Genomic DNA, 12,096 nt, shown 5'->3' on the forward strand with positions numbered 1-12,096 from the left:
ACCCAGACTCGGGAGGGTCCATGACCATCACGGCATCCATCGGCCGCACACCACTGACACGCCGAGCCGTGCTGGCAGGCGCGGTCGTCTTACCCCTCGGCCTCGCGAGCCACACGTCGGCGGCTGCGGTCACCCGAAGCCCGGCGCAGCTCACACTGCCTGCGCCCACCGGACCGTACCCGGTGGGCACGGTGTCGCTGCACCTCGTCGACGGTTCACGTCCGGATCCCGTGGCCGGCCCGGGGCATCACCGCGCGTTGATGGCCGGCGTCTGGTATCCCGCCCGTGACGTCGGGCGGTATCCGCTCGCCCCCTGGACGTCCCCCGCCGTGACGCGGGCACTCCTCACGGCGGCGGACTTCCCGGCCGATGTGGCAGTGGCGCCACTCACGGCGGGCCACCAGAGCGCCCCGGTACGGCGAACCCGCCGACGGTTGCCCGTCATCGTCTTCTCGCACGGCGCGCACGATCATCGTGCGGACACCACCATCGTGGTTCAGGAGCTCGCCAGCCACGGGTATGTGGTGGTCACGGTGGACCACACCTACGACGCATTCAGCGAGTTCCCCGACGGCCGGCTCACGGTCCCGCTCGACCACCCCGCCTTGGGACCGCGGGACTTCGCGACAGACATCCGGTTCGTGCTCGACCGCATCGAGGACCTCGCCGCCGGGCGCAACCCCGACGCCGGACACCGGCCGCTCCCGGCCGGCCTGTGCAACGCCCTCGATCCGCATCGCATCGGCATGTTCGGCTGGTCGAAAGGCGCGACGGCGACCGCCTTCGTCATGAGCGAGGACCAGCGCGTCCGGGCCGGGCTGAGCTTCGACGGCCCGATGCAACCGATGATCACCACCGACCTGGACCGGCCGTTCATGCTGATGACCGCCGCGTACCCCCGTGCCACGCAGCCGAGCGTCGCCGAGTTCTGGTCGCACCTGCGGGGATGGCGGCTCAACGTCCAGGCGGAGGGCGCGGTTCACTCGTCGTACTGCGACGTCCAGGTCCTGATCCCCCAGCTGGCACCAGCCCTCGGGATGAGCGACGCGGACCTCCAGAGCTGGATCGGCACCCTCGATCCGGCCCGGGCAGTACGCATCCAGCAGGCGTATCCGCTCGCGTTCTTCGACCTGCACCTGCGCCGCCGGGGGCACCTGCTCGACGGCCCGAGCGCGGCCTTCCCAGAGGTGAAGTTCATTCCGTGAACTGCCCGGCGCCATTCTGGTCCGACGTCGCTGAGCGGGGGTGAGCAGAAAAAACCGCACCCGGTCCGTCAGGCACGCCTGCTGGGCGGCGCGGGGACCGGGTGCGGGTAAGCAAACGCTGCAACTGAAGGCAGTGCAGAGCAGAAGGCGGGATGCTCAGGCCTTCTTGGTCTCCCAGAAGATCTTGTCGATCTGGGCGATGTAGTCCAGCGCCTTCTGGCCCGTGGCCGGGTCCGTGGACGCCTTGGCGGCCGAGAGGGCCTTCAGGGCGTCGTTGACCAGCTGGTGCAGCTCCGGGTACTTCTCGAAGTGCGGGGGCTTGAAGTAGTCGCTCCAGAGCACGGAGACGTGGTGCTTCGCGAGCTCCGCGCGCTGCTCCTTGATGACGGTGGCGCGTGCCTGGAAGTGGGCGTCGTCGTTGGCGGCCATCTTCTCCTGCACGGCCTTCACCGACTCCGCCTCGATGCGGGCCTGGGCCGGGTCGTACACGCCACAGGGCAGGTCGCAGTGGGCGCTGACCTTGACCTTGGGGGCAAACAGGCGGGAAAGCATGGAGCATTCCTTCCTCGTGATCGTCTTCTCAGGTGGGACATTACTCCCTGAGGGACGGGTTTTCGCGAGTGCCCCCTAGGGCTTAGGACAAAAGTCCAGGGTCAGACTGAGACTGGTGGAGGAACGGACCGGGGAGGTGCCGGGGATGCCGGAGCTGTCGCAGGAGACCGAACGGGGGAGGACGGGGGCGCTCTTCGGACTGGCCGAGGTGACGGGCCCGTCCATGGTGCCCACGCTGCATCACGGGGACCGGCTGCTGCTGCAGTACGGGGCCGCGGTCAGGCCGGGGGACATCGTCGTCCTGCGTCATCCCTTCCAGCAGGACCTGCTGGTCGTCAAGCGTGCCGTGGAGCGGCGCGAGGGCGGCTGGTGGGTGCTCGGGGACAACCCGTACGCGGGCGGGGACAGCACTGATTACGGGGTCGTGCCCGAGGAGCTGATCCTCGGCAAGGCGTGGTTCCGGTACCGGCCGCTCAGGGGGCGCGGTCAGCGCTCCCCGGTGGCGCTGGCGCGCTGGGTGTTCTCGGCCGCCAGGCCGCTGCTGCCCGACCGGTCGGCCTCCAGGCGCTTGCGGGCCCGGTAGGCGGCCACGTTGGCGCGGGTCGCGCAGCGGTCCGAGCAGTAGCGCCGGGAGCGGTTCGTGGACGTGTCGAGGTAGGCGTTGCGGCAGGGGGCGGCCTGGCACAGGCCCAGACGGTCGACGCCGTACTCGGTCAGGTGGAAGGCCAGGCCCATCGCCGCGATCGCCGCGTAGCCGGCGGTGGCGTTGGACGGGTGGTCGGCCAGGTGCATGTGCCACAGCGGGCGGCCGTCCTCGTCGCGGTAGTCGTGCCCGGAGATCTGGGGGCTGACCGGGAACTCCAGGAGGAGGGAGTTCAGGAGGTCCACGGCGAGCGTCTCGTCGCCCGTGTCCGCCGCCTCGAAGACCGAGCGCAGCCTGCCCCGTACCGAGCGGAAGCGCGTGACGTCGGCGTCGGTGGCGCGGCGGGCCGCCGAAGAGTTGACGCCGAAGAGGTCGCGGATGGCCTCGACCGAGGTCAGTGAGTCCTTGCCCCGGGCCGGTTCCTCGCTGTTGACGAGGCGTACGGCGTAATCCGAGTAATAGGCCAGTTCCACTTGTAGTCCTTACCGGGGCGCTCTATGGTCGTGTCTGCGGTCGGGTAACAGCCGGTCGTGCTTCCAGGGTATTACGTGCGCGTGAGGGGACGGGGATTCCATGACCACCAGTACCGGAACCGACTGGGCCGCCTGGCAGGAGAGCTGGGACCGACAGCAGGAGTGGTACATGCCGGACCGCGAGGAGCGGTTCCGGATCATGGTCGAGGCGCTCGTCGGCACGGCCCCGCGCGTGCTCGACCTCGCCTGCGGCACCGGCAGCATCACCGCCCGCCTGCTGGCGCGGTTCCCCGAGGCCACCAGCACCGGGGTCGACCTCGACCCGGCCCTGCTCGCCATCGCGCGCGGCACCTTCGAGGGCGACGACCGCGTCTCCTTCGTCACCGCCGACCTCAAGGATCCCGAGTGGCGGGCGACACTGCCGTACGACTCCTACGACGCGGTCCTGACCGCCACGGCCCTGCACTGGCTGCACAGCGAACCCCTCGCGGCCCTCTACGGTCAGGTCGCGGAGCTGGTCCGCGACGGCGGTGTCTTCATGAACGCGGACCACATGATCGATGAGAGCACGCCCCGGATCAATGCGGCGGAGCACGCCCGGCGGCACGCCCGCATGGATCAGGCCAAGCGGGACGGTGCGCTGGACTGGGCCGAGTGGTGGCAGCTGGCGGCCCAGGACCCGGTCCTCGCCGAGCCCACCGCCCGCCGCTTCGAGATCTACGGCGAGCATGCCGACGGGGACACGCCCTCGGCGGCCTGGCACGCGCGGGTCCTGAAGGAGAAGGGGTTCGGGGAGGCGCGGGCGGTGTGGTGCTCGCCGTCCGACACGCTGCTCCTCGGACTCAAGTAGCCGAGTCGGCCACGTAGTCAGCCACGCAGAGCATCACCCTGAATCGATCACCCGGAATCGTGAAGAGAAGTCAGTTCTTTTGACTGCTCGCGATCCTGATTACAGCCGTAAATCAAGAGGTGGGGTGGGAGGTGCTCGGCCGTGCGAGTGGTTAGTTGGGTGAGCGGTTTTTCGGAAGGAATGCCAGGGTAGCTTGGCGGCGAATTGTTGTCCTAGCCGAGGCGGAAACCATGCGCGCACGTAGAGTCCTGGCCATCGTGATCGCCACCCCTGTCCTGCTCGCCACGATCGGAATGACCGGTGCATCCGCGGCCACCTGGCAAAAGCCTCCCATCGGGAAGCCGGCCCCCCAGCCTGGGCCGCCTGCCGCCGACAGTACGGACGGCAAGGCTGACAGGATTGCCGACGACGAACCGGAAGAAGGCCTCCTCAACACCCTCGCGGGTGAACTCCTGAATCGCGTTTCTCCCGCGAGGGAGAAGGGGGCCGGGGCATCAGGAAGGTCCTGAGCGCATAAGAGGTTCCGAGGTGCGCCGTATATCTCCTGGAAAAGGGCGGTACGGAGAAGTCCGTACCGCCCTTTTCCCGGTGGAGCGTCAGAGAACCTTGGAAAGGAACGACTGCGTCCGCTCGTGCTGCGGGTTCGTCAGGACGTCGCGGGGATGTCCGGATTCGACCACCACTCCGCCGTCCATGAAGACCAGGCTGTCGCCCACCTCACGGGCGAAGCCCATCTCGTGGGTGACGACGACCATCGTCATGCCCGACTCGGCGAGGTCGCGCATGACGTCCAGGACGTCACCGACCAGCTCCGGGTCGAGGGCCGAGGTCGGCTCGTCGAACAGCATCAGCTTCGGGTCCATCGCGAGGGCCCGGGCGATCGCCACGCGCTGCTGCTGGCCGCCGGAGAGCTGCGAGGGGTAGTTCCCGGCCTTGTCCGCGAGGCCCACCCGCTCCAGGAGCTGCATCGCCCGCTCCTTCGCCTGGGCCTTGCCGACGCCCTTGACCTGGACCGGCGCCTCGCTGACGTTCTCGGCGGCCGTCATGTGCGGGAACAGGTTGAAGCGCTGGAAGACCATGCCGATGTCCCGGCGCTTCATCGCGACCTCGCGGTCGCGCAGCTCGTACAGCTTGTCGCCGTGCTGCCGGTAGCCGACCAGCTCGCCGTCGACGTACAGGCGCCCGGCGTTGATCTTCTCGAGGTGGTTGATGCACCGCAGGAAGGTCGACTTGCCGGAGCCGGAGGGGCCGATGAGGCAGAACACCTCGCCCGGCTTCACCTCCAGGTCGATGCCCTTGAGGACCTCGACGGGACCGAAGGACTTGTGGACGCCCTCCGCCTTCACCATCGGGACGGAGGACTGCTTCGGCACGGAGTCCGTCTTGCTCAGCTTGTCGGTCATGCGCCCACCGCTCCCTTCGGGCGGCCCAGCGACAGCATGTTGGCCTTCACCTTCTGCCACGGGGTCGGCGGCAGCTGGCGGCTGGAGCCGCGGGCGTAGTACCGCTCGATGTAGTACTGGCCCACGCTCAGCACCGAGGTCATGATCAGGTACCAGGCCGCGGCGAGGAAGTACATCTCCACCGGGGCGCCGGAGTTCTGGCCGATGTCCTGGGCGTAGCGGAACAGCTCGGGATACTGGACGGCCGCCACGAGCGAGGTCGTCTTCAGCATGTTGATCACTTCGTTGCCCGTGGGCGGCACGATCACGCGCATCGCCTGCGGGATGACGATCCGGCGCAGCGTCTTGGCGTAGCTCATGCCCAGCGCGTGGGCCGCCTCGGTCTGGCCCTCGTCCACCGCGAGCAGGCCCGCCCGGCAGATCTCGGCCATGTACGCCGCCTCGTTCAGACCCAGGCCGAGCAGCGCCGTCAGCAACGGCGTCATGAAGTTCGACCACTCGTCCTTATAGAGCGGCATCAGGTTGATGTAGCGGAAGACCAGGCCCAGGTTGAACCAGAGGAACAGCTGGACCAGGACCGGGGTGCCGCGGAAGAACCAGATGTAGAACCAGGCGATCGACGAGGTCACCGGGTTCTTCGACAGGCGCATCACCGCAAGGACGATGCCGCCGACGATGCCGATCAGCATCGACAGGACCGTCAGCAGGAGCGTCTTGCTGACACCCGTCATGATCCGGTCGTCGAAGAAGTAGTCCGGAACCGCGTGCCAGTTGATCTGGCCCTGGCCGAACGCGTAGACGATCGCGACGAGGAGCGCGATCGCGATGACGGCGGAAACGTATCGTCCGTAGTGCCGGACCGGGATGGCCCTGATGGCCTCCGGGCCGGCCGGGGGAGCGGGCTGCTCCCCGGCCGTCTTGTCGATGTCAGTCACAGGTGTTGCCTCTCAGCGGCCGCCGAAGTTCCGCGGGTCACTTGCCGCCGTTGACCACTGACTCCTTGACGGCGCCGTCCTGGGCGCCCCACTTCTCGAGGATCTTCTGGTACTCACCGCTCTTGATGACCGCGTTCATCGCGGCCTGGAGCGCGTCCCGCAGCTGGGTGTCGTTCTTGGCGACGGCGATGCCGTACGGGGCCGCCTCGACCTGGTCACCGACGATCTCGAAGTCCTTGCCGCCGCCCGAGGTCTTCACCGCGTACGCGGCGACCGGGAAGTCGGACGAGGCCGCGTCCACGCCGCCCGAGCGCAGACGGGTCTGGGACTGCTGGTCGTCGTCGAAGGCCTCGATGGCAAGCTTCTTGCCGCTCGGACACTTCTTGGCCTCCTGCTTGGCCAGGTCCTCCGAGACGGTGCCGCGCTCCACCGCGATCTTCTTGCCGCACAGGTCCGACCAGGACGTGATGCCCTTGGTGTCGCCCTTGCGGGTGTAGATCGAGACGCCGGCGGTCAGGTAGTCGACGAAGTCGACGCCCTCGCCGACCTTGTTGCCGGTGTCCGGGTCGACACCCTCCTGGCGGTTCTTGTTGTCCGTCATCGCCGACATCGCGATGTCGTAGCGGCCCGAGCGCAGACCGGTGAGCAGGCCGTCGAAGGTGCCGTTGTTGAACTCCAGCTTCACGCCGAGCTGCTTGCCCATGGCCGCCGCGAGGTCGGGGTCGAGACCCACGATGGTGCCGGAGGAGTCCTTGAACTCCACCGGGGCGTACGCGATGTCCGAACCGACCAGGATCTTCCCCTTGTCGCGGATCTCCTTGGGGAGCTTGTCGGCCAGCGGGGCGTTGACGCTGGACGCGCTGCCGGATTCGTTGTTCTTGCCCTTGGTCTGGTCACCGCAGCCGGTGAGCAGCAGGGCGCCCACGACCGCGATCGCACCGACCGCAGCTGGCCGGGAGTGCGCGGCGGTCGTACGGCAGGTGGAGCGTGCGGTCATCGTGGTTCCTCCGGCGGATGAGAGAGGTGCCGATGGGTCGACGGAAACACACACCTTCGGGTGTCGCGACCTCGTGGGTTTACCGCATCTTGCCATTCGGGCTACGCCATTCAGGGGCGTCGTCATGTCAAAATCGGATAACGGGTGACCCCCGAACCGCGTCAGGTCCTGCCAGGACGGGACTTCAGGACCGCAGATCTGCGGAAATCCATCACTCAGGCCGGAAAATCTTCGGGCCATCTCACGATGTGGTCCATCGTTGCGGTCCATCGCCGCGCGCGCCGGACGACCGGCTGCGCGTCGCCGCCGGGTCACGGCCGTGTCGCACGGGTGTCGCACCCGTGTCAGCCGTACGTCATCCGCGTGTGGCTTTCTGGTCTCCAGATGTGACCTTGCACCTAATGGACTCGTCGTGAGCGCCGTCCGTCCGGTAAGAAGGTTCTTTACACCCCTCATCCGGGGCTCAGGGCGCGTGTGCGGCGCGCCCGTCGCGTATGTGCTCGTACGTATCAGCAATCGGGCCATGCGCGGTGCCCGCCCACCCCTCACCAGGAGTGGTCGACCCTCAACCATGCATACCTAAGGGGTAAAACAAAGTGGCAGCGGAGATCGTCAATCCTCGCAGCGACAGCAGTACGGATCAGGACGGCGGGGCCGAGCCCCTCGATTCCTTCGATCCGGTGTTCGCGCTGCACCGCGGCGGCAAGATGGCCGTGCAGGCCACCGTGCCGGTCCGGGACAAGGACGACCTTTCCCTCGCGTACACGCCCGGCGTCGCGCGCGTGTGCACCGCGATCGCGGAACAGCCGGAGCTGGTCAACGACTACACATGGAAGTCCTCCGTGGTCGCCGTCGTGACCGACGGCACGGCCGTGCTCGGACTCGGGGACATCGGTCCCCAGGCCTCCCTCCCCGTGATGGAGGGCAAGGCGATCCTGTTCAAGCAGTTCGGCGGCGTCGACGCGGTGCCGATCGCGCTCGACTGCACGGGCGTGGACGAGATCGTCGAGACCGTGGTCCGGCTCGCTCCCTCCTTCGGCGGAGTGAACCTGGAGGACATCTCGGCACCCCGGTGCTTCGAGATCGAGAAGCAGCTCCAGGAGCGCCTCGACATCCCGGTCTTCCACGACGACCAGCACGGTACGGCCGTCGTGACGCTCGCGGCGCTGCGGAACGCGGCGCGGCTCAGCGGGCGCGAGATCGGGCAGCTGCGGGCCGTCATCTCGGGTGCCGGCGCGGCCGGTGTCGCCATCGCCAAGATGCTGGTCGAGGCCGGCGTCGGGGACGTGGCGGTGGCGGACCGCAAGGGCGTCGTGTCGGCGGACCGGGAGGACCTGACGCCGGTCAAGCGGGAGCTGGCCGGTTTCACCAACAAGGCGGGCATCACCGGCTCGCTGGAGAAGGCCCTCGCGGGCGCCGACGTCTTCATCGGCGTCTCCGGCGGTACGGTCCCGGAGGAGGCCGTCGCCTCCATGGCCGAGGGTGCCTTCGTGTTCGCGATGGCCAACCCGAACCCGGAGGTGCACCCGGAGGTGGCGCACAAGTACGCGGCGGTCGTCGCGACCGGGCGCTCCGACTTCCCCAACCAGATCAACAACGTGCTGGCCTTCCCCGGGATCTTCGCGGGCGCGCTGCAGGTGCGGGCCACGCGGATCACGGAGGGGATGAAGATCGCTGCCGCGGAGGCGCTGGCCGCTGTCGTCGGGGACGACCTTGCCGCCGACTACGTGATTCCGTCGCCGTTCGACGAGCGGGTCGCTCCCGCGGTGACTGCGGCGGTTGCGGCTGCTGCTCGTGCCGAGGGCGTTGCTCGTCGCTGACGTTGCGCTGAATGGCCCCGTCCGTTTGGGCGGGGCCATTTTATTTGCCCACCCGCCTGCCCGATCGGGTGATGAAGAGGGTGCCCTTGAGGCTCGTCCGTGTCGGGTGCGCTGCACGGGTGCCGTTGTGCAAGAGGGCATGTGTCACAGGGGCCCCAGGTTCCGTCGGCTGCACCGCGCACCTATTGTCGAGCCCATGTTCGCTGTCTACGCTGCCAGGATCGACCGCGACCAGCCGCTCTCCGGCCTTGAGTTGGGGGAGCGTCCGGCCCCCGAGGCCCGGCCCGGCTGGAGTACCGTCACCGTGCGGGCCGCCTCCCTCAACCATCACGACCTCTGGTCCCTGCGGGGCGTCGGGCTCCCGGAGGACCGGCTGCCGATGATCCTCGGCTGCGATGCCGCCGGGATCGACGAGGACGGCAACGAGGTCGTCCTGCACTCCGTCATCGGCCAGACCGGCCACGGCGTCGGTCCGAAGGAGCCCCGCTCCATCCTGACCGAGCGCTACCAGGGCACCTTCGCCGAGCAGGTCGCCGTGCCGACCTGGAACATCCTGCCCAAGCCCAAGGAACTGTCCTTCGCCGAGGCCGCCTGTCTGCCGACCGCGTGGCTGACGGCGTACCGGATGCTGTTCACCAACGCCGGGGTACGGCCCGGTGACTCGGTCCTCGTGCAGGGTGCGGGCGGCGGTGTCGCCACGGCCGCGATCGTGCTGGGCAAGGCGGCAGGCCTGCGTGTCTTCGCCACCAGCCGGGACGAGGCGAAGCGCAAGCGGGCCCTGGAACTGGGAGCCGTCGAGGCGGTGGAGCCGGGGGCCCGACTGCCGCAGCGCGTGGACGCCGTCATCGAGACCGTCGGCGCCGCCACCTGGTCGCACTCGGTGAAGTCCCTGCGGCCCGGCGGCACGATCGTCATCTCCGGCGCGACCAGCGGCGACCGTCCCTCGCATGCCGAGCTGACCCGGATCTTCTTCCTGGAGCTGAAGGTCGTCGGCTCCACGATGGGCACCAAGGAGGAGCTGGAGGACCTGCTCTCCTTCTGCGCCGCCACCGGCGTACGGCCCGTCATCGACGAGGTGCTGCCCCTGGACCGGGCCCGCGAGGGCTTCGAACGGCTCGCGTCCGGCGAGCAGTTCGGGAAGATCGTGCTCACGCATTCCTGACGCCCTTTCGGGGTGTGGCTGGGCGGGTCCGGATGCCGGGCCCGCCTTTTCCGTATCCCTGATGTCAACTTCGGTTGACAGGATTCCGGGTGTCAACGTAAGTTGACGTCATGACCGAGGCAACGGATCTCGCCCAGCGTGCCGGTGACCGCGATCCGCGGGTCGGGCTGCGGGCCGTGGCCGCGCTCCGCAGGCTGCTGGAGCAGCTGGAGGCGGTACAGGTGCGCAGTGCGCGCAATCAGGGCTGGTCGTGGCAGGAGATCGCCGCGGAGCTGGGCGTCAGCAGGCAGGCCGTGCACAAGAAGTACGGGAGGCAGTGATGTTCGAACGCTTCACCAAGGACGCGCGCGACGTTGTACGGGGCGCTGCCGAGCACGGGGAACGCGAGGGGGCGCAGTCCGTCGGTGCCGAGCATCTGCTGCTCGCCCTCCTCGACCGCGAGGCGAGCCGTGCCTCCTTCGCGCTGGCCGCGCTCGGTGTCACGGAGCGCAAGGCGTCCGTGCGGGAGGCGCTGGGCGAGGCGCGGCGGCGGGCAGGTCTGTCCCGGGCGGAGGCGGACGCCCTCGCCGGACTCGGGATCGACGTCGCGGAGATCGTCTCCCGGGTCGAGGAGGTGCACGGCGCCGGGGCGATGGCCGGCGACCACAAGGACAAGGGCCGGTGGTCGGGGCGCCGCTCCTTCAGCCGGGGCGCCAAGGGCATCCTGGAAGGGGCGCTGCGTACCGCCGCCGGCCGCCGCGACGGGCACATCGGCGACGAACACATCCTGCTCGCCCTGACCGTGCGGCCCGGAGTGCCCGCCGAGGTGCTCGCCGACCACGGGGTGACCTACGAATCCCTGCAGCGCGTGCTGTACGGCGAGGGCACGGCCCAGGCCGGCTGACGGCCGGCAGCTCGGGTGGGCGGCTCGGGCGGTCGCTTCACGTGGGGCGCTTCGGCGGTGCGCCTGCGGGTCGGGCGCACCGCCGTGCCGGGCGGCTCAGACCTTCGGGCGGCGCAATATCGCCCCGATGTGGGCCGCCGCCGTCGACAGGTGCTGCCGGGCGTCGCGGAGCTGGTCGGCGGTGACGCCGTGGTCGCGGGCCGCGTCGCGGATGTCGTCGCGGAAGCGGTCGAGGAGGCGGTCCAGGTCGCGGGCCGGGTCGCCGGTGGGGTCCTCGTGGGCCCAGGACGGTTCGTACTCCGCCGGGAAGTCCTGCGGGGTGGTGGAGTAGTCCGGTTCCGGCGCGGGGGCGGACTTGCGGGGGCCCGTGGCCGGCTCTTCGGCGGGCCGGCCGAAGCCCGAGTCCTTGCCGAACTCCTTTCCGTGGTCCCTGCCGAACTCGCCGAACTCCTTGGCGAGTTCGGTCAGGCCCTCCCGCACCCCGGTCGGCCAGTCGCCGCGGGTGAAGTGGTCCTGGACGCGCTCCTGGACGTGGCGGGCGATGCGCTGCATCTCCTCCTGGGCCTGAGCCCGGGCCCGCGCCTGGGCCTCCTGGGCCTGGCGGCGGGCCCGCTGGGCCTCCTCGCGGGCCCGGCGGCTCTCGTCCTTGGCGCGGCGGGCCTGCTCCTTCCACTCCTGCTTGACCCGGCGCATCTCCTCCTTGGCGGCCCGCCAGGCCTCCTTGTCGCCGAGGTCGCCGAACTCCCCGAAGGGGCCCGCCTCCCCGGCGCCGGCCTTGCCGCCCTTACGGGCCTCGGAGGCGGCCGCGCGCATCTCGCGCCGCAGATCACCGGCCGCGCCACGCACATCGGCCCTTATCTCGGCGGCGAGCTCGGCGACGGACTCGCGGATTTCCAGCTCCAGGTCGGCCAGTTCGCCGCTGCGGTCGGCCAGTTCGGCCCGGCCGGCGTCCGTGATGGCGTACACCTTGCGGCCGCCCTCGGTGGTGTGCGTGACCAGGCCCTCGGCCTCCAGCTTGGCCAGCCGGGGGTAGACCGTGCCCGCCGAGGGGGCGTAGAGGCCCTGGAAGCGCTCTTCGAGGAGCCTGATCACCTCATAGCCGTGGCGCGGGGCCTCGTCGAGCAGCTTGAGCAGATACAGGCGGAGGCGGCCGTGGGCGAAGACGGGGGGCAT

Annotated in this window: 13 protein-coding genes; 7 read left to right on the plus strand and 6 right to left on the minus strand. The window is 69.4% G+C overall.

Annotated elements, in window-relative coordinates; all coding sequences use genetic code 11:
* The first annotated feature begins 20 nt into the window (after window positions 1–20).
* The gene (locus tag AQI88_RS23865; protein ID WP_067002859.1) at window positions 21–1,205 is read left to right on the plus strand and encodes an alpha/beta hydrolase family protein; all 1,185 of its coding nucleotides are present in this window, start codon (window positions 21–23) and stop codon (window positions 1,203–1,205) included.
* Window positions 1,206–1,361: 156 nt separating this feature from the next.
* Here AQI88_RS23865 and sodN read toward each other — a convergent pair whose 3' ends face one another.
* The gene (gene sodN / locus AQI88_RS23870) at window positions 1,362–1,757 is read right to left on the minus strand and encodes a superoxide dismutase, Ni (RefSeq protein ID WP_030790542.1); all 396 of its coding nucleotides are present in this window, start codon (window positions 1,755–1,757) and stop codon (window positions 1,362–1,364) included.
* 145 nt (window positions 1,758–1,902) lie between these two features.
* Here sodN and sodX point away from each other — a divergent pair, with 145 nt between their 5' ends.
* Entirely contained in the window at window positions 1,903–2,340 is a 438-nt protein-coding gene (gene sodX, locus AQI88_RS23875) for a nickel-type superoxide dismutase maturation protease (protein WP_067003187.1), read from the plus strand.
* On the opposite strand, the gene AQI88_RS23880 is transcribed toward sodX, so the two are convergent.
* Window positions 2,244–2,873, minus strand: a complete 630-nt coding sequence (locus tag AQI88_RS23880) for a CGNR zinc finger domain-containing protein (RefSeq protein ID WP_067002861.1) — start codon at window positions 2,871–2,873, stop codon at window positions 2,244–2,246. The genes sodX and AQI88_RS23880 overlap by 97 nt on opposite strands.
* Before the next feature lie 100 nt (window positions 2,874–2,973).
* On the opposite strand from AQI88_RS23880, the gene AQI88_RS23885 reads away from it, so the two are divergent.
* The gene (locus AQI88_RS23885; RefSeq protein ID WP_067002863.1) at window positions 2,974–3,723 is read left to right on the plus strand and encodes a class I SAM-dependent methyltransferase; all 750 of its coding nucleotides are present in this window, start codon (window positions 2,974–2,976) and stop codon (window positions 3,721–3,723) included.
* Window positions 3,724–4,319: 596 nt separating this feature from the next.
* Here the strand turns inward: AQI88_RS23885 and AQI88_RS23890 are convergent.
* From AQI88_RS23890 to AQI88_RS23900, 3 genes are read right to left on the minus strand one after another with little or no spacing between them, the layout of a single operon-like run.
* Window positions 4,320–5,126, minus strand: coding sequence for an amino acid ABC transporter ATP-binding protein (locus AQI88_RS23890; RefSeq protein WP_317933591.1), 807 nt, complete (start codon window positions 5,124–5,126; stop codon window positions 4,320–4,322).
* Complete coding sequence (locus AQI88_RS23895) at window positions 5,123–6,061, minus strand: amino acid ABC transporter permease (RefSeq protein WP_067002865.1); 939 nt, start codon at window positions 6,059–6,061, stop codon at window positions 5,123–5,125. The genes AQI88_RS23890 and AQI88_RS23895 overlap by 4 nt, the downstream gene beginning before the upstream one ends.
* Window positions 6,062–6,098: 37 nt before the next feature.
* The gene (locus AQI88_RS23900) at window positions 6,099–7,058 is read right to left on the minus strand and encodes an ABC transporter substrate-binding protein (protein ID WP_067002867.1); all 960 of its coding nucleotides are present in this window, start codon (window positions 7,056–7,058) and stop codon (window positions 6,099–6,101) included.
* Window positions 7,059–7,654: 596 nt separating this feature from the next.
* Here AQI88_RS23900 and AQI88_RS23905 point away from each other — a divergent pair.
* The 4 genes from AQI88_RS23905 (at window position 7,655) to AQI88_RS23920 (ending at window position 10,923) form a co-directional block, all read left to right on the plus strand.
* On the plus strand, window positions 7,655–8,878 hold the full coding sequence (locus AQI88_RS23905) for an NAD(P)-dependent malic enzyme (protein WP_067002869.1): 1,224 nt from the start codon (window positions 7,655–7,657) through the stop codon (window positions 8,876–8,878).
* A gap of 196 nt (window positions 8,879–9,074) precedes the next feature.
* Entirely contained in the window at window positions 9,075–10,040 is a 966-nt protein-coding gene (locus AQI88_RS23910; protein WP_067002871.1) for a zinc-binding dehydrogenase, read from the plus strand.
* Window positions 10,041–10,150: 110 nt separating this feature from the next.
* Complete coding sequence (locus AQI88_RS23915) at window positions 10,151–10,360, plus strand: helix-turn-helix domain-containing protein (RefSeq protein ID WP_067002878.1); 210 nt, start codon at window positions 10,151–10,153, stop codon at window positions 10,358–10,360.
* Window positions 10,360–10,923, plus strand: coding sequence for a Clp protease N-terminal domain-containing protein (locus AQI88_RS23920; RefSeq protein ID WP_067002881.1), 564 nt, complete (start codon window positions 10,360–10,362; stop codon window positions 10,921–10,923). The genes AQI88_RS23915 and AQI88_RS23920 overlap by 1 nt, the downstream gene beginning before the upstream one ends.
* Before the next feature lie 96 nt (window positions 10,924–11,019).
* Here AQI88_RS23920 and AQI88_RS23925 read toward each other — a convergent pair whose 3' ends face one another.
* Window positions 11,020–12,096, minus strand: coding sequence for a PadR family transcriptional regulator (locus tag AQI88_RS23925; protein WP_067002882.1), 1,077 nt, complete (start codon window positions 12,094–12,096; stop codon window positions 11,020–11,022).

The sequence above is a fragment of the Streptomyces cellostaticus genome, from assembly GCF_001513965.1.
Taxonomy (GTDB): Bacteria; Actinomycetota; Actinomycetes; order Streptomycetales; family Streptomycetaceae; genus Streptomyces; species Streptomyces cellostaticus.